This window comes from Streptomyces sp. NPDC008092, assembly GCF_042957285.1.
Lineage (GTDB): Bacteria > Actinomycetota > Actinomycetes > Streptomycetales > Streptomycetaceae > Streptomyces.
In genome coordinates this window covers 79,828-98,481 of the sequence record NZ_JBIBHY010000022.1, presented here as the reverse complement: position 1 = coordinate 98,481, position 18,654 = coordinate 79,828, and the positions used below count along the sequence as shown (strand labels likewise).

General features: G+C 71.1%; 13 protein-coding genes and 4 tRNA genes. 12 read left to right on the top strand and 5 right to left on the bottom strand.

Going from position 1 to position 18,654, the window contains the following annotated elements:
* Positions 1-113: 113 nt before the first annotated feature.
* From ACFZB3_RS45550 to ACFZB3_RS45540, 3 genes are all read right to left on the bottom strand, one after another.
* Complete coding sequence (locus ACFZB3_RS45550; protein ID WP_391388833.1) at positions 114-2,234, bottom strand: FG-GAP-like repeat-containing protein; 2,121 nt, start codon at positions 2,232-2,234, stop codon at positions 114-116.
* Positions 2,235-2,412: 178 nt separating this feature from the next.
* A complete protein-coding gene (locus ACFZB3_RS45545; RefSeq protein WP_391388830.1) occupies positions 2,413-4,614 on the bottom strand; it encodes a DEAD/DEAH box helicase in 2,202 nt (733 codons plus the stop codon).
* A gap of 349 nt (positions 4,615-4,963) precedes the next feature.
* A complete protein-coding gene (locus ACFZB3_RS45540) occupies positions 4,964-5,488 on the bottom strand; it encodes a hypothetical protein (protein WP_391388827.1) in 525 nt (174 codons plus the stop codon).
* A gap of 186 nt (positions 5,489-5,674) precedes the next feature.
* On the opposite strand from ACFZB3_RS45540, the gene ACFZB3_RS45535 reads away from it, so the two are divergent.
* On the top strand, positions 5,675-6,262 hold the full coding sequence (locus ACFZB3_RS45535; RefSeq protein ID WP_391388824.1) for a hypothetical protein: 588 nt from the start codon (positions 5,675-5,677) through the stop codon (positions 6,260-6,262).
* Here ACFZB3_RS45535 and ACFZB3_RS45530 read toward each other — a convergent pair.
* Positions 6,250-7,176, bottom strand: coding sequence for a TolB family protein (locus ACFZB3_RS45530; RefSeq protein WP_391388821.1), 927 nt, complete (start codon positions 7,174-7,176; stop codon positions 6,250-6,252). The two genes, ACFZB3_RS45535 and ACFZB3_RS45530, sit on opposite strands and share 13 nt — an antisense overlap.
* A gap of 226 nt (positions 7,177-7,402) precedes the next feature.
* Here ACFZB3_RS45530 and ACFZB3_RS45525 point away from each other — a divergent pair, with 226 nt between their 5' ends.
* The 5 genes from ACFZB3_RS45525 (at position 7,403) to ACFZB3_RS45505 (ending at position 9,735) form a co-directional block, all read left to right on the top strand.
* Positions 7,403-7,753, top strand: a complete 351-nt coding sequence (locus ACFZB3_RS45525; protein WP_391388818.1) for a metallopeptidase family protein — start codon at positions 7,403-7,405, stop codon at positions 7,751-7,753.
* Positions 7,754-7,826: 73 nt separating this feature from the next.
* Positions 7,827-9,371 carry a metallophosphoesterase gene (locus ACFZB3_RS45520; protein WP_391388815.1) on the top strand — a complete coding sequence of 515 codons (1,545 nt, stop codon included), beginning with the start codon at positions 7,827-7,829 and terminating at the stop codon, positions 9,369-9,371.
* 81 nt (positions 9,372-9,452) lie between these two features.
* A tRNA-Glu gene (locus ACFZB3_RS45515) sits at positions 9,453-9,525 on the top strand.
* A 37-nt stretch (positions 9,526-9,562) separates the two neighbouring features.
* Positions 9,563-9,637 (top strand) — tRNA-Asp (locus tag ACFZB3_RS45510).
* A gap of 24 nt (positions 9,638-9,661) precedes the next feature.
* Positions 9,662-9,735, top strand: a tRNA-Phe gene (locus tag ACFZB3_RS45505).
* A 38-nt stretch (positions 9,736-9,773) separates the two neighbouring features.
* Here ACFZB3_RS45505 and ACFZB3_RS45500 read toward each other — a convergent pair.
* A complete protein-coding gene (locus tag ACFZB3_RS45500) occupies positions 9,774-10,274 on the bottom strand; it encodes a PH domain-containing protein (RefSeq protein WP_391388811.1) in 501 nt (166 codons plus the stop codon).
* 185 nt (positions 10,275-10,459) lie between these two features.
* On the opposite strand from ACFZB3_RS45500, the gene ACFZB3_RS45495 reads away from it, so the two are divergent.
* From ACFZB3_RS45495 to ACFZB3_RS45470, 6 genes are all read left to right on the top strand, one after another.
* On the top strand, positions 10,460-13,339 hold the full coding sequence (locus tag ACFZB3_RS45495) for a PKD domain-containing protein (RefSeq protein WP_391388809.1): 2,880 nt from the start codon (positions 10,460-10,462) through the stop codon (positions 13,337-13,339).
* Positions 13,340-13,357: 18 nt separating this feature from the next.
* Positions 13,358-13,555, top strand: coding sequence for a DivIVA domain-containing protein (locus tag ACFZB3_RS45490; RefSeq protein ID WP_391388806.1), 198 nt, complete (start codon positions 13,358-13,360; stop codon positions 13,553-13,555).
* 68 nt (positions 13,556-13,623) lie between these two features.
* Entirely contained in the window at positions 13,624-13,929 is a 306-nt protein-coding gene (locus ACFZB3_RS45485) for a hypothetical protein (RefSeq protein WP_391388803.1), read from the top strand.
* Positions 13,930-14,133: 204 nt separating this feature from the next.
* The gene (hrpA, locus tag ACFZB3_RS45480) at positions 14,134-18,078 is read left to right on the top strand and encodes an ATP-dependent RNA helicase HrpA (protein ID WP_391388800.1); all 3,945 of its coding nucleotides are present in this window, start codon (positions 14,134-14,136) and stop codon (positions 18,076-18,078) included.
* Between the two features lie 94 nt (positions 18,079-18,172).
* Positions 18,173-18,247, top strand: a tRNA-Asp gene (locus ACFZB3_RS45475).
* Positions 18,248-18,403: 156 nt separating this feature from the next.
* Entirely contained in the window at positions 18,404-18,595 is a 192-nt protein-coding gene (locus tag ACFZB3_RS45470; protein WP_391388797.1) for a DUF6274 family protein, read from the top strand.
* Positions 18,596-18,654: the final 59 nt, after the last annotated feature.

Sequence of the window (18,654 nt, the reverse complement as noted above, 5' to 3'; positions counted from 1 at the left end):
CCGAAAACAGGCTGGAACGGCCCGGAAACAGACCTCGGCAGCCTGAACAGCAGCCTTGGCACAGGCTTGAGCACAGACTTGAGCTGAGAGTTGAACAGAAGCCTGAACAGGGCTCAGAAGAGCGCCTTGTAGCCCTGCCAGCCCGTCGCGATCTTCACGCGCGCCGCGAACGTGCCCTTGCCCGTGCCCGTCTGCCGGTACAGGTTGCCGGCGGTGTCCCGCATCACCAGGTCGTTCTTTCCGTCCCCGGTGATGTCGCCGACGCCCACGACCGCGTTGTACGAGGCGTTCCAGTGCGCGGCGACCTGCACCCGCTCCTTCACCTGGCCCGTCCCGGTGCCGTCGTAACGCCACAGCGTCCCGGCCTTGTCGACCGCCAGCACGTCCCCGAAGCCGTCGCCGTTCAGGTCACCGGCGCCGACGATCCTCGTGTACGACGACCACGTCCGGATCTTCACCCCGGCCTTCAGCCTGCCGGTGCCGTCGTCGGCGAACAGGTAGACGTCCCCGGTGGCGGCCTTGCGGGCCAGCAGGTCGGTCCGGCCGTCGCCGGTGAGGTCACCGGGGGCGGTGAGGACGTTGTACGCGTTCCAGCCGGTGCCGAGGGAGACGTGCTTGTCGGACGGCTTGTACGAGCCCGCGCACTTGCCGGTGTACCGGCGCAGTTCCCCGTTCGGCATCCGCACCAGCATCTCGGAGCACCGGTCGCCGGTCATGTCCCCGAAGGGCACGGCGGTCGTGCCCGCCGCCCAGCCGAAGGCCGCCCAGTTGCCGCTGAACCTGCCGTTGCCGGTGGTGGCGTGCAGCGTCAGGCCGCCCGAGGAGCTGAGGGTGGCCAGGTCGCCGTAGCTGTACCCGCTCTGGTCGTGGAAGCCCTGCGTGCCGCCGGTGTAGCCGAACTTCCCGCTCGTCGTGTACGTCCCCGAGCCCTCGACGGCGGTGGCGGTCAGCGTCCAGGTCTTCGGACCGTTGAGCGGGTAGCCGCCCGTGTCGTTGGTCCCGTCCCAGCCGATGTCGACCGACGTACCGCTGCCCTTGACGGTGCGGTCGGCGTGCCCGTGGCTGTCCTTCACGGTGAAGGTCCACTTCGCGGGCTTGCTGAGCTGCCAGACGCTGCCCCAGATGGTGTCGCCGGTGGCGCCCCGGGCGTCCTCGTCCCAGTCCGCCACCTGGGACTCGATCCCCGTCAGGGGCTGCGTCGGCACCCCGCTCGGCACGATCCGGATCACGTTGTCCGGGCCGACGTACGCGATGTCGCCGCCGAACTTGTCCACGGACCAGGTCTGCCGCCGCTGGTCGGCGCTCTGCCCGGCGGGCAGGTCGGCGATCGCGCGCGGCGCGGCCGCCGTCCCGGTGTGGAAGTCCGTCAGCATCAACTTGCCGGCGGTCCGGTCGTGCTGGACGAGGTAGCCGTCGCCGACCAGCACCGGGCCGGAGGGCACCTTGATGTTCTTCTTCGCCGTACGGTCGTACACGCCCGCGGCGCCCGTCGGGCCGCAGTTCCAGTAGATCCAGCGGCCCACGACCTGAAGTTCCTTCACCGTGCAGGGCGCGCCGGTGGAGACGGTCGCGACCGTCTTCTTCGCCTTCAGGTCGTACCCGGTGACGACGCCGTTGCCGGTGCCCGGCGTCCACAGCGTCGAACCCCACACGGAGGCGGCGGTGACGGACCGGGTCAGCCGGACGTTCTCGGTCTGGTACACGGGCACCGCGTCGACGTACTGCTTGCCGGTGGAGGACGCCTGGTAGACGTAGAAGCGGCCGGTGGCGTCGACGAAACGGCCGCCGGTGACGGTCGGCTCGGGCCCGCCGTCCAGCGTGTTCTCGGTCAGGTAGACCTGGGCCCGCTGCCTGCCGGTGCCGTCGTCCATGAAGTCGCCGACGTAGGTGTTGCCGAAGGTGCGCAGCGGCACGCAGCCCGGCGCGCCCTGGCCGCAGGACACCCGCTGGACATGGCTGCCGCCCGCGAACGTGCCGGCGAACCCCCGCGTCGTCCTGTCCAGCACCGTGGAGCCGTCGGCCGTGATCTGCCGGCCGATCACGTACTGGTCGCCGTTCGGCGCGTTCTCCACGGTGGCCAGGAAGCCGCCCGCGTAGTCGATACCCCAGACGCCGCCCGTCGTGATCGGCGTCGGGGTGGTGTCCGCGGCGGCCGTGCCCGCGGCGGTCAGCGAACCGGCGCCGAGGGCGGCCAGTCCGACGAGTGTGAGTGCGATCCGGGCATGCCGGCTCAAGGAACCCCCAAGGAAGTCAAAAGTCAAAGGATGTTAACAACCAGCACACAGGCATCAACAGTGAATTGACCGTGAACAGGGGGTAGTTGGCGGGGGCGGTCCGTACCGCCCCGGCCCGGGACGCGGAAGGGCCCGTACGACAGGTCGTCGTACGGGCCCTTCGTCACCTCACTCGGTGTCAGCCGTTGCGCTTCCAGCGCGGCTTGTCGTCACGGCGGCCGAAGGAGCCGGAGGGGCCGGAGGACGAGCCGCGGTGGTCGTCACGACGGCCGAACGGGCGGTCGTGACCGCTGTGGCCGCCGCTGCGGAAGCCCGGGCGGTCGTCGCGGCGGTCGCGGTTGAACGGACGGTCGCTGCCACGGTGGCCGGACGGACGGTCGTCCCGGCGGAAGCCGCCGCGGTCGTCGCGGCGCTCGAAGGAACGGCCGCCACGGTCGTCGCGGTCACGGTCGAACGGACGGCGCTCGTCCCGGCGGAAACCGCCGCGGTCGCCGCGGTCGCCGCCGTCACGACGGTCGTCACGGCGGTCGTCGCGACGGAAGCCGCCCGAGGGACGCTCGTCACGACGGTCGAAGGAACGGGCACCACGGTCGTCACGGCGGTCGTCACGGCGGAAACCGCCCGACGGACGCTCGTCACGGCGGAAACCGCCACGGTCGCCACCGTCACGGCGGTCGTCACGGCGGAAGCCGCCCGAGGGACGCTCGTCACGACGGTCGAAGGAACGGGCACCACGGTCGTCACGGCGGTCGTCGCGGCGGAAACCGCCCGACGGACGCTCGTCACGGCGGTCACGGCGCTCGTAGTTGCCCCGCTCGTCGCGCTGCTGACGCGGACGCTCGTACGAGGAGGCGGAGGACTCCTGACGGTCCGGCGCCTCGGCGACCGGCGGCTGCTCCGCCACCACGGCCTCGGCCTCGGCCACGGCGGCAGCCTCGGCCACCGCCGCCTCCGGGTCCTCGCCGCGCTCGCGGGCGACCCGGGCGACCAGGCGGTCGGCCTCCTCGCGCAGCTCGGCGGCCCGGCGCTGCGCCCGCTCCAGCTCCTTGGTGAGCTGGACGACCTCGCGCTCGGCCTGCTGCGCCGCGTTGGCCGCGGACTCGGACTGGACCTCGGTCATCGAACGGGCGCCGGTGATCTCGGCGACCTCGGGCTCGAAGGCCGTACCGGAGTTGATGATGTGACGCCCGGCGTCGACGCCCGCGTCCTCCATGAGGCGGAAGATCTGGCGGCGCTGGTGCGGCAGGGAGAGCGAGACGACCGTGCCGGTGCGGCCCGCGCGGGCGGTACGGCCGGCGCGGTGCAGGTAGTCCTTGTGGTCACCGGCGGGGTCGACGTTCAGCACCAGGTCGATGCCGTCGACGTGGATGCCGCGGGCGGCGACGTCGGTGGCGACGAGGACGTTGACGTAACCGTCCTTGAAGTCGGCCAGGGTCCGCGTCCGCGCCCCCTGCGTCATACCGCCGTGCAGCGCGTCGGCCTTCACGCCGGAGTCGCGCAGCTGCTCGGCGACGCGGTCGGCGCCCAGCTGGGTGCGGACGAAGATGATCGTGCGGCCCTTGCGGGAGGCGATGGCCGCGGTGACCGGCGCCTTGTCCTTGGGCTTCACGATGAGGATGTGGTGGGACATGGTCGTGACCGCGCCCTGGGCGGCGTCGACCTCGTGCGAGACCGGGTCGACCAGGTAGCGCTTGACCAGCGTGGAGATCTCGTTCTCCATGGTGGCGGAGAAGAGCATGCGCTGGCCGCCGGCCGGGACCTGGTCGAGCAGCTCGGTGACCTCGGGCAGGAAGCCCAGGTCGGACATCTGGTCGGCCTCGTCGAGGACGGCGATCTGCACGTCCTCCAGGGAGCAGGCGCCGCGGTTGATGATGTCGCGCAGGCGGCCCGGGGTGGCGACGAGGATGTCGACGCCGCGCTCCAGGGCGTAGATCTGGTTGCCCATGGACGTACCGCCGCAGACGACCTTCATCTTCAGGCCGAGGACGTCGCCGTAGGGCTGGAGCGCGTCGGCGACCTGCATCGCCAGCTCGCGCGTCGGGGTGAGGATGACGGCACGCGGCCGCTTCTTCTCGGTACGGCCGCCGGCCAGCGTGGCCAGGGTGGGCAGACCGAACGAGAGGGTCTTGCCGGAGCCGGTACGGCCACGGCCGAGGATGTCCTTGCCGACCAGGGCGTCCGGGATGGTCGCGGCCTGGATCGGGAAGGGGGTGGTCACGCCGTTCTGCGCGAGCTTGCGCACGACGCCCTCGGGGAGACCGAGGTCGGCAAAGGTGATCTGGGGGGTGGTGTCAGCGGTCTCCTCGGAGACCTGGGTCACCAGTTCGTCGTCCTGGATGTTCTCGGGCACAACGATCTGGTCATTACTGGACACGGACATGCGAATGCGAAACCTTCCGGAGTCTCTTCGGCACGCGCCCGTCAACTCCGTGATTCGCTCACGACCGCCTCAATGCGGTCCGCCACGGCAAGGGAGAGTACGCGCCACACGGCGCGCTCTGCAGTGGCGCCGGGCAAATGGGATCAAACGATCTACCACCATACGCACCCAACACCCCCGAAGGCAAACCGAGCCCCATTCACGCAGCTCACAGCAGGTTTGCCCCGGCCCCAGCGACACTCACGCCAGCCTCTAGACCCACAGATCGAACAGACCGGACGCGCAGCCCTACGCCCTCCCCAACACCCGGCCCACCCGTCTTCTTCCCCGCACCGAACAAAGCCGCCCCCTACGCCGGCGTCCCCGCCGCCGGGGCCGGCTCCCGCTGCACCAGCTGGGTCCCCGTGTCCTCGTGCGCCGACGAGGACGGCTCGGCCGACGGGGGGTCCGTGGCCGGGGGCGGCGGGGTGGGGGAATCCGGCGGCGGGGTGGGCGAGGCCGCCGGCGGCGCGGGGGTCGTCGGGGCCCCCGTCGGCCCGGCCGGCACCCCCGGTGCCACGCTCTGGCCCGGCTTCGCCGGCACGGCAGAGGCCGCGCCGGCCCCCTTCGTCGGCTTCGCGGACGCCGACGCCGACTCCCCCGGCTTCGCCTTCTCCCCGTGCCCGCGCTTCCCGTCGGCCACCGCACCGCCGTACCCGGCACCGCCCTCGCCGGAGACCCCGGCGCCGCCGTCGGCCCCGCCAGCGTCCCGGTGCCCCGCGGAGTGCGACGGCTTCGCCCTGCCCGCGTCGTCCCCCACGTTCACACAGCCGGCGGCGGCCGCGACCGCCATCACCGTGACGGCCAGACGGACGGGTACGTACTTGGGGCGCACGGCGGCCACCTCCGGGGGCGCAGAAAGAAGTCAATCTGCCCAACTCCCGCCGCCCACAAGAGGACACGCACCCCCGGACCGGAGGTGACGGCTGTCCGTACGACAAACGCCGGACCCTCGCCCCCGACCGTCGCGGGGGCGCGCACGGGTGGTTCACCATGGGGTGTGCGATTCGACTCCGTTCCCATGCCGGCGAGCGTCGAGGCCAGACCTCGTGACAGCCGCGGCTACCCCGTGCCCGCCATCACGCCGTGGGAGGGCGACGCCCCCCAGTTCGCACTCACCGACTACGGGCGCAGCGCGGAGTGCGCCCGCAACAGGCTGTGTTCCGTCTGCGACACGCTGATGCCGAAGGGCCCGGTGTGGCGGGTGGTCGGCGCCGCGGAGAGTTCCGCGATCGGCGAGGCGCTGACCGCCGGGCGGCCGTACCGCAACCTGGCGCCGACCCTGGAGGCTCCCGGGCACCGCGCGTGCATGCTCTACGCCTCGATGGTCTGCCCGTATCTGGCCCGCCCCAACGCCCGGCGGGGCACCAACGCGGAAACCCCGGACGACATGACCGCGCATGTCGTCCGGGGTGCAGTGCGAGGGGAGCTGGGTGCCGTGGTGGGGTTCGCCGACTACGAGTTCGCCGTCACCAGGTCCCAGGTGCTGTTCCGTTTCCTCGACGTGGTCGAGTTCCTGCCGCACGACACGGCCGACCAGCACCTGGCGGCGCTACGGGCCGAACTCGCCCGGTCCGACGGCCGGTCGGGCGGCGGTCAGCCGCGGTAGGCGGGCAGCCCCTTGTGCGAGGAGGCCTTGACCGGGCTGCCGAACCCGTGTGCGGTCCTGGTGACGGTGTAGGTGCCGCTCGGGGTCCGGAAGGCGATGGTCTTGCCGTTGGGCGACCAGGTCGGCTCGGTGTAGTCGGTGGTGGCGTGCGGGGTGATGTCCTTGACGGCGTTGGTGCCGGCGGTCAGGTCGTCGACGAAGAGGTGGTCGTGGCCGCCGACCGAGCGGACGAAGACGACCTCCTCCGCGTCGGGGGAGAGCGCCGGCTCGGAGCCCTTGGCCAGCGCACCGCCCTGCTGACGCAGGTAGTCGTCCCGGATGTAGACCTCACCGGTGCGGGTGTTGTCGTAGACCGCCGTGCCGTAGGGCCCGCCGGCGTTCGGCCAGGCGTTGTTCGTCTGCGGGAGCGCGCCCGCCTCGGGGTCGTCGCTGTACAGGCTGATCTTGGCCGGCTTGGCGTGGCTGGCAGTGGCCTTGACGCGCTCCAGCACGGTGCTGCCGTGGATCTTGGCGGCGAAGATGATGTTGTTCTTCGCGGGGATGCCGTTCGTCCGGTCGGCCGCGGCGACCTGCCAGGTCGGGTGGGACCAGGTCTGGTTGCCCGGGTTGGCGGCGACGGTGACCCGGTGGCTGCCGTCGGGGTCGGAGACGACGAGGTTGCCGTGGCCGTCGACGAAGGCGGCCTTGCTGCCGCTCGGGTTCCAGGCCAGGTCGCGGACGACGGTACCGAAGTCGATCGACCTGCCCCCGACGAGAACGTGCCGGGTGCCGTCGCTGACGGTCAGCCCCCGGGGCACGCTCACCGCCTTGGCGGCAGGAGCGGCCGTCGCGGTGGCGGACAGGCCGGCCACGGCCAGCAGCGCGGCGACACCGGTGGCAGCGGCTGCGGTGCGACGACGGTAACGTGCGGACATCGGGTTCCCCCCAAGGTGAATGACCAGGATCAATGACACTGCGGCAAGTGGTCGTCGCGGGAGTTGCCTGCCGTCCCCGGAACCGATCCGGCCCGTGCCGCCCCTTCGCGATGACAGAAGTCTTCCCAGGGGCGATGACAGAGCTGTGCGTGCGCTGTCACAGGCGTGCAATAGGGGGCGGAGCCGGAAACCCCCGCTCGACGCGTTCGTCCCCGACAATGGCCCTGTGCTGGAGATGACACGCGACAGTTTCGAAGAGCTGGTGAGCGAGGCCCTGGACCGGATCCCGCCGGAGCTGACGCGGGTCATGGACAACGTGGCCGTGTTCGTGGAGGACGAGCCGTCCGCCGACGACCCCGAGCTGCTGGGCCTGTACGAGGGGACGCCGCTCACCGAGCGCGGGGAGTGGTACGCCGGGGTCCTCCCCGACCGCATCACGATCTACATGGGACCGACCCTGCGGTATTGCGAGACCCCGCAGGACGTGGTCCACGAAGTCGCCGTGACCGTCGTCCACGAGGTGGCCCACCACTTCGGTATCGGGGACGCCCGCCTCCACGAACTGGGCTGGGGCTGACCGCCGGCGCCCCGGACCCTCCCGCGGCACGAACCGCCGCATACGAGCCCGCAATCCTGGGCATACGGCACCAATGGCCCGCGTCCGCACCCGAACCCGAGCCCGCCCGCCCGTCCTGGAGCTCGCCCCCGAGGCGCACCAGCCGCCCGCCTGGAGCCGCGCCCTCGGCCTGGCCGCCGTCGTCCTCGTCGGCGCCTGGCTCGGCCTGCTGATCGTCGGGAACGTCCGCGCCCAGGTCGGCCCGATGGACACGACGATGACGCTGCGCCCGTCCCTCACCGGCGGCACCAAGATCAACGTCTCCCCGCTGGGCGCCCTCTACCTGGACACCCACACCGGCCCCGTCCGCCTCGACGTCAACGTCGACCAGCTCGACCCGGTTCGCGCCCAGGCACTGGTGGACCACCCCGAACGCCTCTCCGGACTCCAGGACGAGGTCGCCCACGACGTCGAACACGGCACCCTCGACCTGGCCGTCCGCTCCTGCGTGGCCGTCGTCGCCGGGGCCACCACCCTCGGCCTCGCGGTCTACCGCCGCCCGCGCCGCGCCCTGGCCGCCGGCGGCCTCGCCCTCGCCCTGCTCGCCTCGTCCGGTGCCACCGCGTTCGCCACCTGGAACCCCGAGTCGGTCCTGGAGCCGAGGTTCTCCGGCCTGCTCTCCTCCGCCCCGGCACTGGTGGGCAACGCGCGCAGCATCGTCACCGAATTCGACGTCTACCAGAAGGAACTGGCCCGCCTGGTGACGAACGTGACGAAGCTGTACGACGTCACGTCCACGCTCCCCGCCTACTCCCCGGACCCGGCCACCCTCCGCGTCCTGCACGTCTCCGACATCCACCTGAACCCCGCGAGCTGGAAGATCATCGCCTCGCTGGTGGAGCAGTACAAGGTGAACGTGATCGTCGACTCCGGCGACACCATGGACCACGGCACCGCGGCCGAGAACGGCTTCCTCGACCCCATCGCCGACCTGGGTGTGCCGTACGTCTGGGTCCGGGGCAACCACGACTCCCGCACCACCCAGCGCTACCTCTCCCGCATGAAGAACGTGCACGTCCTGGACGACGGCCGCGCCGAGACGATCGCCGGGCTGCGCTTCGCCGGGATCGGCGACCCCCAGTTCACCCCCGACCGCTCCTCCGTTCCCGGCGGCGACGCGGCGGAGGAACTGGCCGGGGACCGCCTCGCCACGGCCCTGCGGGAGCAGCGGGCGGCGGACACCCCGGTGGACGTCGCGATCGTCCACGAGCCGTCGGCGGCCCGGATGACGGACGGCGAGGTGCCGCTGGTCCTGGCGGGCCACCTCCACCACGAGCAGACGGAGCTCCTCGCACACGGCACCCGGCTCCGCGTGGAGGGCTCCACGGGCGGCAGCGGGCTGCGGGCCGTCGAGGGCAGGTACCCGGACCCGATCGAGGCCTCGATCCTCTACTTCGACCGGGACGGCCACCGGCTCCAGGCCTGGGACGAGATCAAGCTGGGCGGCCTGGGCGAGGCGACGGCCGAGGTCAGCCGTCACCTCCCGCAGGAGAACCAACCGGGTGCGACCGCGTCCCCCGCGCAGAGCCCGTCACCCTCACGAGGCACGGCCGGCACGCCCTCGCCCCCGGTGCCGTAAACCGTTTTGGCGATACTCCCCGCCATCCCATATGCTTCTCACGTCCCCGACGCGCTGACGAGGCGCCCAGGCGGGCCGATAGCCCTCATCGTCTAGCGGCCTAGGACGCCGCCCTTTCAAGGCGGTAGCACGGGTTCGAATCCCGTTGGGGGCACGCAAGATCGTGTGCAACACTGTTGCACGCACAGCTTGGTCCTGTGGAGCAGTTTGGAGTGCTCGCCACCCTGTCAAGGTGGAGGCCGCGGGTTCAAATCCCGTCAGGACCGCTGGGGTTTCACGTGAAACCTCGTGGCTGGGTAGCTCAGTTGGTACGAGCGATCGCCTGAAAAGCGATAGGTCGCCGGTTCGACCCCGGCCCCAGCCACAACAGACAGCCCCTCCGGGATTCCGGAGGGGCTGTTCTCATGCCCCCTCCGCCCCGTTCGCCTCACCCGCCCCGCTGCGCTTTTTCCACTCGCGGCGCATCAGCTCCAGCTTTTCGTAGAAATCGGGATCCCCGGCGATCGTCCCCGAGGAGAAGGGGATCGGCAGCAGGAACGACGTGCCGTCGGTCCGGGTGACTCCGATCTGGGTGATGCTCCTGTTGCGCCCACGGCCCGAGAGCGCGCGGATGCTCTCGATGTCCCGCCAGGCCACGCGCCGGCGCCCGGTCATCCCGCGGGTGCGCAGGCCCTCCGCGTCGATGCGCGTCCAGCCCGTCGGCATCCCCGCCAGCGGTACGAACAGCACGGTCGGTATCAACCCGAACATGAGCCACAGGCCCACGGCAGCACCGGTCTGGCCGTCGGCGAGGTACCTGGCGCCACGCACGCTCACCGCTCCGGCCCAGGCCGCCATCCCCACCGCGAACGCCCACATCGCCAGGCGCTGCCTGCGCGTGTACCGAAAGACCGTCTCGTTCATCCGTGCAGTCTGCACAGCGGCCCGGCAAAACGCCCCGCCGGGCTGCCTTTTGAGCAAGACCAGGGCGGAGTATGCCGTTCCTTTGAAGTCGGACTGCGATCATGACGACTGCATGACAACGCTGAGCCGACCTGCCTCCTCCGGCGTTCTCGTGACCGCACCCGCGAACGCTCCGTGGAGACCTCATGCACAGATCCCGCCCCGCCGTAGGACTGTCCCTCGCCGTGATCGTCGCGGCGGGCGTGATGAGCGGCGGAGGGAGCGGCACGGCGGCGGCAGCCCCCGGGGCCGGCGGAACGCTGTACGTGAACCATGACGTCGCGTGCAGCGACACGGGGACGGGGACGCAGAGCCTGCCCTTCTGCACCGTGCAGGCCGCGGCGAACGTGGTGGAGCCGGGAGACACGGTTCGGATCACGTCGCCGGACGCCCACCCGTACTCGGGAGCGGTGACTCTCACGCGATCGGGGACCAGCGACGCGCCGATCACCTTCACGGGGGCACCCAGCGGGAGCACCACGTGGGCAGAGCTCGCCGCACCCGGTTCGGCGCCGACGCTGACCCTCAAGGGCGTCCACGACGTCCGGGTCCAGTCGCTGGTCTTCGGGTACGACGCCGGCGATGCGCTGGTGTCAGCGGGATCCGATCACATCACCCTCGACCGGCTGACCTTCGCACGCTCGTCCGCGCCGAGCGACGTCGGCGCGGGAACCGCGATCACCGTGGACGGCACGTCCTCCGACGTGACCGTGGAACGGAACTCGATCGGCCGCGGATACGCGTACGGCATACGGACGACGCAGGGCGCGGCCCGGGTCACGGTGACGACCAATGTGATCGACAACCCGCGGCTGGGCGGGATCACGGCGACGGGGACAGTCGGCATGGCTGTCACGAGCAACTCGCTCGCCTCGCCGTGCGCCCCCGGAATCTCGCTGGCCGGCGGGAGTTCCGGCACGGTGGAGAACAACGTGGTCTCCGCCCCGAAGCTGCTCCAGAGCAGCACGTGCCCGGCGCCCACCACCCCTCTGTACACGGTGTCGGACGACTCGGCGGGACAGGTCACCGACGACTACAACGTCGCGGCGAACACCGTGGGAGGCACGACCCCCCGGCGTACCGAATACCTCTGGGCGGGGACCCCCTACGCCACGGCTGCCGCGCTTCAGAACGCGACCGGACAGGGCGCGCACGACATCGACGGTCTCGGCGCGAGGCTTGAGGCGCCGCCCGAGCGCTCCCCGCTCATCGACTCGGCGGACTCCGACGCTCCCGGCGAACTCACCACAGATGCCGCGGGCGCCCCGGGCGTCGACGACCCGCTGGTGGACGACGCGGGTCCCGGCCCGGCGGCCCATCGCGACCGGGGCGCCTTCGAGCGCCAGGACACCATCGCCATTCCGACCGACGGCGGCGGCCTGTCACCGAGGACGGGACTGGCGCCGCTGAGCACCTCGGTGCGCACCGATGACTTCATCAGCCGCTGGGGCGAGCCGCTCACGTACTCCGTCGACTTCGGCGACGGCACCGCCCCCGTCACCGGCCCTGCGGGCGAGCCGATCGGCCACATCTACGCCTCCTCGGGCTCGTACCAGGCGAAGACCACCGTGACGGACGCCGACGGCGTCTCCTCGGCCCGTCAGACCGCGCAGGTCGTGGCGGGGACGGCCGAGGCACCGAACGTGTCGCTGTCCGGCGCCGCGGACACCGCCTCGGCCGGGCAGATCGCGGCGGGGCTCGCGGTGTTCACCGTTCCGCCGTCGTCCGCCCCGTGGGAGATCCACGACCTGACCCTGGCCTTCGGTGACGGCAGCGACCAGAGTCTGGCCCTGCCCACCGGCACCCAGCAGGTGCGGCACCAGTACGCGGCCCCCGGCACCTACACCGCGACCCTGACGCAGACCGACCTGTTCGGCCGGACCACCACCGCGAGGACGACCTTCCACGCCGCCGACACCTTCGTCGCGGTGACCCCGCAGTACGACACCCAGAAGACGATCGCCGCGCACGGCGTCCTGAAGCTCTCGGCGGCCACGCTGCGGGCCGACTCGAACGGCGTGGACGCGGTGCAGCTCCAGCTCGTCGCCGGCAACGCGAAGGCGAGCGGCGCGCTCACCCTCTACGCGCACGGCACCACCCGTCCGGGCACCGCCGGCATCTCCTTCGAGCCGGGCCGTACGGCCACCGCCGAGACCACGGTGAAGGTCACCCCGACCGGCGCGGTCGACCTCTACAACGGCAGCTCCGGCGCGGTGACGGTCACCGTCGCCACGGTCGGCCTCCAGTCGCACGCCCAGTACGCCGACACCTACCACCCGGCCGCCCCGGCCCGCCTGCTCGACACCCGCACCGGCACCGGCGGCACCCGGGGTCCGGTCGCCGGCGGCCACTCGGTCACCCTCGCCGTCGGCGGCACCCACGGCGTCCCGGCGGGCGCGGACGCGGTGGTCCTCGACGTCACGGCGACCACCACCAAGGCGTCCGGCGACCTCACCGTCGCCACGCACGGCACCAACGGCTCCGCCGTGAGCGGCCCGTACTGGACCACCGGCCAGACCGCCACCACCCAGGTCGTGATCCCCGTGCACGACGGCAAGGTCGTCCTGCACAACGGCAGCAAGGCGTCGGCGAACCTCGTGGCGGACCTCGCCGGCTGGTACGGCACCACCGCGAACGGCTCGGAGTTCCTGCCCGTCACCCCGGCCCGCGTCCTCGACACCCGCACCGGAACCGGCACCGGCAAGGTCGCCAGGCTCGCCGCCCACGGCACCCTCAAGCTCAGGGTCACCGGCGCCCACGGCGTCCCCGCCACCGGGGTCACCGCCACCGACCTGAACCTCACGGTGCCCGCCCCGTCCGGCAGCGGCTACCTCGTCGCCTACCCCGACGGCACCTCGCGCCCCGGCGTCTACTCGCTGAACTTCACCAAGGGACACACCGCGGCGGGCCGCGCCCTGGTCAAGGTCGGCACCGACGGCGAGATCGACCTCTACAACGCCGGCACCACCGCCGTGGACGTGTACGCGGACCTGGTGGGCGACTACGACGTCTTCCCGGCGGGCTGACCGGAGAGAGGGGACACGATGGCACCCGAGGTCCACGGCTTCGAGATCGTCCGCCGCGGCTACGACCGCGCACAGGTCGATGCCTACCTCGCGCTCCTGGCTTCGGGCACGGCCCCGGACGCGCCGCCCGCCTTCGACATCGTGCGCCGCGGCTACGACCGCGCACAGGTCGACGCCCGGCTCGCCGAATCGAGGGCGGCCGGCGGACACCCCTGAATCTCCTTGGCTGTGTGGCCCGCCGCCGCTAGGTTCTGGGGCGTCAACACGTCACCAGGGTGGGGAAGATGAGCCGGGACCAGGACATACAGCTGGAGAAGGACCGTGCGCGCTACGGCCTCCTCGCCGTCGTCGTCAGCAACCTCGCGATCGCCGGGGTCGCGGTCTTCGGCGTCTGGCGGCTCAACGGCAACGAGTCCGTGATCATCGGCGTCCTCACCGCCGCCTTCACGGCGGTGAGCAGCATGACCACGGCCTACCTGGGGATCAAGGCCGTATCCAACACGGCAAAGTCCATCGCAGCAGCCTCCTCCACCCCGCCCGCCCCCACGCCCCCGGCCCCGGCCCCGGCCCCGGCCCAGCGGACCCCGTAGGGGGTTTCACTCACCGGCGCTTGCCGGGTGCCTCCCCCAGCCTTCGGCCGGGGGGACCCCCAGCGCCCACCCGTGCCGCCCTGCGGCACGCCTGCCCGCAGCTGGGGTGGCGAACCACGACCCGCACCCCTCACAACCCGGCCAAACCGCCGGAGGCAAAAGCGTTCGCCATGAATTTGCCCGAGGTGAGATCCTGGACCGCGTATGTCTACGCATCCCGCCCCCGCCCTCGGCCCCCTCGCCCCTCGCCTGACCGAGCTGTCCCTGCGCGACGCGCACCGGCTCGGGCGCAGGCTGGAAGGCGCGCGCAAGATCCGTAAACCGGAGGCCCGGGCCGCCGTCCTCGCCGAGATCGAGGCCGAGGTGGCCAGGGCCGAGGAACGGATGGCCGGCCGGCGCGCCGTCGTGCCCGCCGTCTCGTACCCCGAGCAGCTGCCCGTCAGCCAGAAGAAGGACGAGATCGCCGAGGCGATACGCGACCACCAGGTCGTGATCGTGGCCGGTGAGACCGGCTCCGGCAAGACCACCCAGATCCCCAAGATCTGCCTGGAGCTCGGCCGCGGCGTGCGCGGCATGATCGGGCACACCCAGCCCCGCCGGATCGCCGCCCGTACCGTCGCCGAGCGGGTGGCGGAGGAGCTGCGGACGCCCCTCGGGGAGGCCGTCGGCTGGAAGGTCCGCTTCACCGACCAGGTGAACCCCGACGCCACCTTCGTCAAGCTGATGACGGACGGCATCCTGCTCGCCGAGATCCAGACCGACCGCGAGCTGCGCGCCTACGACACGATCATCATCGACGAGGCCCACGAGCGGTCCCTCAACATCGACTTCCTGCTGGGCTACCTCGCCCAGCTGCTGCCGCGCCGCCCCGACCTCAAGGTCGTCATCACCTCCGCGACCATCGACCCCGAGCGGTTCTCCCGGCACTTCGGCGACGCCCCGATCGTCGAGGTCAGCGGCCGGACGTACCCGGTCGAGGTGCGTTACCGGCCGCTCCTCGAAGAGGACGGCGAGGACGCCGACCGGGACCAGATCACCGCGATCTGCGACGCCGTGGAGGAGCTGCAGGGCGAGGGCCAGGGGGACATCCTCGTCTTCCTCTCCGGGGAGCGGGAGATCCGGGACACCGCCGACGCGCTCACCAGGAAGAACTACCGGTTCACCGAGGTCCTGCCCCTCTACGCCCGGCTCTCGCACGCCGAGCAGCACCGGGTCTTCCAGCCGCACACCGGTCGCAGGATCGTTCTGGCGACCAACGTCGCCGAGACCTCGCTCACCGTCCCGGGCATCAAGTACGTCATCGACCCCGGCTTCGCCCGGATCTCCCGCTACAGCCACCGCACCAAGGTGCAGCGGCTGCCCATCGAGGCGGTCAGCCAGGCCAGCGCGAACCAGCGCAAGGGCCGCTGCGGCCGTACCTCCGACGGCATCTGCATCCGGCTGTACAGCGAGGACGACTTCGTCTCCCGGCCGGAGTTCACGGACGCGGAGATCCTCCGTACGAACCTCGCCTCCGTCATCCTGCAGATGACCGCGGCCGGGCTCGGCGACATCGAGAAGTTCCCCTTCATCGACCCGCCGGACCACCGCAACATCCGCGACGGCGTACAGCTGCTCCAGGAGCTGGGCGCCCTGAACCCGGACGAGAAGGACGCCCGCAAACGGCTCACCGAGAGCGGCCGCAAGCTCGCCCAGCTGCCGGTCGACCCGCGGCTCGCCCGCATGGTCCTGGAGGCCGACAAGAACGGCTGTGTCCGCGAGGTCATGGTCATCGCCGCCGCGCTCTCCATCCAGGACCCGCGCGAACGCCCGGCCGAGAAGCAGACCCAGGCCGACCAGCAGCACGCCCGCTTCCGCGACGAGACCAGCGACTTCCTCGCCTTCCTCAACCTGTGGAAGTACGTCAGGGAGCAGCAGAAGGAGCGCGGCTCCAGTTCCTTCCGGCGGATGTGCAAGCAGGAGTACCTGAACTTCCTGCGCATCCGCGAGTGGCAGGACATCTACACGCAGCTGCGCACGGTAGCCAAGCAGATGGGCATCCACCTCAACGAGGAGGACGCCCCCGGCGACCGCGTGCACGTCTCGCTCCTGGCCGGTCTGCTGTCGCACATCGGCATGAAGGACGTGAAGGACGGCGCGAAGAACGAGTACCTGGGTGCCCGCAGCGCCAAGTTCGCGATCTTCCCCGGTTCGGCGCTCTTCAAGAAGGCGCCCCGGTTCGTGATGTCCGCCGAACTCGTCGAGACCTCCCGCCTCTGGGCCCGGGTCAACGCGAAGATCGAGCCGGAGTGGGTGGAACCCCTCGCCGAGCACCTCCTGAAGCGGACGTACAGCGAGCCGCACTGGGAGAAGGACCAGGCGGCCGTGATGGCGCTCGAGAAGGTCACGCTGTACGGCGTACCGATCGTCGCCGACCGGAAGGTGAACTACGGCCGGATCGACCCGGAGGCCAGCCGCGAGCTTTTCATTCGCAACGCGCTGGTCGAGGGCGACTGGCGGACCCACCACAAGTTCTTCGCCGACAACCGCAGGCTGCTGAGCGAGGTCGAGGAGCTGGAGCACCGGGCGCGGCGCCGGGACATCGTCGTCGACGACGACACGCTCTTCGACTTCTACGACCAGCGGGTGCCCGAGCACGTCGTCTCCGGCGCCCACTTCGACTCCTGGTGGAAGCACAAGCGGCACGAGCAGCCGGAGTTCCTGGACTTCGAGCGGGAGATGCTGATCCGGGAGTCGGCGGAGGCGGTCACCAAGGCCGACTACCCGGACTCCTGGCGGCAGGGGCAGCTGAAGTTCCGGGTGACGTACCAGTTCGAGCCGGGCGCGGACGCGGACGGCGTGACCGTCCACATCCCGCTCCAGGTCCTCAACCAGGTGACCGACGAGGGCTTCGACTGGCAGATCCCGGGCCTCAGGGAAGAGGTGGTCACGGAGCTGATCCGGACCCTCCCGAAGCCGATCCGCCGCAACTACGTGCCGGCACCGAACTTCGCGAAGCGCTTCCTGGACACCGCGGTCCCCTTGCAGGAGCCGCTGACCACGACGATGACCCGCGAACTCAAGCGGATGGTCGGCGTCCCCTTCGAGGCCGAGGACTTCGACTGGGCGAGGGTCCCCGACCACCTCAAGATCACGTTCCGGATCGTCGACGAGCGGCGCCGGAAGCTGGCCGAGGACAAGGACCTGGAGGCGCTGAAGCTCCGGCTGAAGCCGAAGGCGCGCCAGGCCCTCTCCCAGGCCGCGGCGGCCACCGCGGAGCGCCAGGGCGGCGAGTCCCTGGAACGCAAGGGCCTCACCGACTGGACGATCGGCACGCTGACGCGCGTCTTCGAGACGCGTCGGGCGGGCCAGCCGGTGAAGGCCTACCCGGCCCTCGTCGACGACGGCGACACGGTCTCGGTCCGTCTCTTCGACACCGAGGAGGAGCAGACCGAGGCGATGTGGAAGGGCACGCGGCGGCTCATCCTGCGCAACATCCCGGTGAACCCGGCGAAGTTCGCGTCGGAGAAGCTGACGAACGCCCAGAAGCTCGCGCTGTCGGCGAACCCGCACGGCACGATCCAGGCCCTGTTCGACGACTGCGCGATGGCAGCGGCGGACAAGCTGATCGCCGACTTCGGGGGGCCGGTGTGGGACGAGGAGTCGTACCGGAAGCTGTACGACAAGGTGCGCGCCGAGATCGTCGACACGACGGTCCGGACGGTGGGGCAGGTGCAGCAGGTGCTGGCCGCCTGGCAGGCCTGTGAGCGCCGTCTGAAGGCCGTCCGGAGCCCCGCGCTGCTTGCGAACCTGACCGACGTCCGCAAGCAGCTGGACGCCCTCGTGAAGCCGGGCTTCGTGACCTGGGCCGGTATACGACGCCTCCCCGACCTCATGCGCTACCTGGTCGCCGCCGACCGCCGCCTGCAGCAGATGCCGACGAACGTCCAGCGGGACACCACCCGCATGGAGAAGGTCCACGAGATGCAGGACGAGTACGCCTGGCTCCTGGAGCAGCTCCCGAAGGGCCGGCCGGTGCCGCAGCAGGTCCTGGACATCCGCTGGATGCTGGAGGAGCTGCGGGTCAGCTACTTCGCGCACGCGCTGGGCACGGCGTACCCGATCTCCGACAAGCGGATCGTGAAGGCGATCGACGCGGCGGTTCCGTAACCGACCGGGCACGCTAAGTGAGTTCGACCAGGACCCGCCCCCTCCTGTACAGTCCTTCTCGCAGCACAACGCAAGACAAAGTGCCGCGAAACCTGGTCCTGTGGAGCAGTTTGGAGTGCTCGCCACCCTGTCAAGGTGGAGGCCGCGGGTTCAAATCCCGTCAGGACCGCACGTTGCTGAGGCCCGCTTCCCTTTCGAGGGAAGCGGGCCTTTCGCATGTCCGGGTGGCCCGCGGGAAAGGGCCGGTGCCCTTGACGGCGTCACATTCGCTGGCTACCCAGGAGGGAGGGCCCGGTTCTCCCCGGCCCTCCTCTGGAGGTGGCGTATGGGGGCTTCGGTGCGGCACGAGACGCGGGCGTTACTGAGGGCCCATCTGGCGGCCGCCTCGTCGTACCGGCATCTGACCCGTCACTGCGCGGTCTGCCATCGGCTGCGGCGGCTGGCCATGGACTCCGCCCCGCACACCGCGGAGCCCGCCGAGGACGCCACGGAGGACCAGGACCCCGTCGGCGCATGACGGCACGCGGCCGGCGCCGGGCCCAACCACCCTTCCCCCAAGGGCCGGTGGGGCGGGAG

Excerpts from the sequence above, each read along its gene's own strand:
- ACFZB3_RS45545 (WP_391388830.1), bottom strand. The coding sequence starts at position 4,614 with ATGTCCGTGTCCAGTAATGACCAGATCGTTGTGCCCGAGAACATCCAG.
- ACFZB3_RS45535 (WP_391388824.1), top strand. The coding sequence starts at position 5,675 with ATGCCGGCGAGCGTCGAGGCCAGACCTCGTGACAGCCGCGGCTACCCC.
- ACFZB3_RS45530 (WP_391388821.1), bottom strand. The coding sequence starts at position 7,176 with ATGTCCGCACGTTACCGTCGTCGCACCGCAGCCGCTGCCACCGGTGTC.
- ACFZB3_RS45520 (WP_391388815.1), top strand. The coding sequence starts at position 7,827 with ATGGCCCGCGTCCGCACCCGAACCCGAGCCCGCCCGCCCGTCCTGGAG.
- ACFZB3_RS45500 (WP_391388811.1), bottom strand. The coding sequence starts at position 10,274 with ATGAACGAGACGGTCTTTCGGTACACGCGCAGGCAGCGCCTGGCGATG.
- ACFZB3_RS45495 (WP_391388809.1), top strand. The coding sequence starts at position 10,460 with ATGCACAGATCCCGCCCCGCCGTAGGACTGTCCCTCGCCGTGATCGTC.
- ACFZB3_RS45490 (WP_391388806.1), top strand. The coding sequence starts at position 13,358 with ATGGCACCCGAGGTCCACGGCTTCGAGATCGTCCGCCGCGGCTACGAC.
- ACFZB3_RS45485 (WP_391388803.1), top strand. The coding sequence starts at position 13,624 with ATGAGCCGGGACCAGGACATACAGCTGGAGAAGGACCGTGCGCGCTAC.
- hrpA (WP_391388800.1), top strand. The coding sequence starts at position 14,134 with ATGTCTACGCATCCCGCCCCCGCCCTCGGCCCCCTCGCCCCTCGCCTG.
- ACFZB3_RS45470 (WP_391388797.1), top strand. The coding sequence starts at position 18,404 with ATGGGGGCTTCGGTGCGGCACGAGACGCGGGCGTTACTGAGGGCCCAT.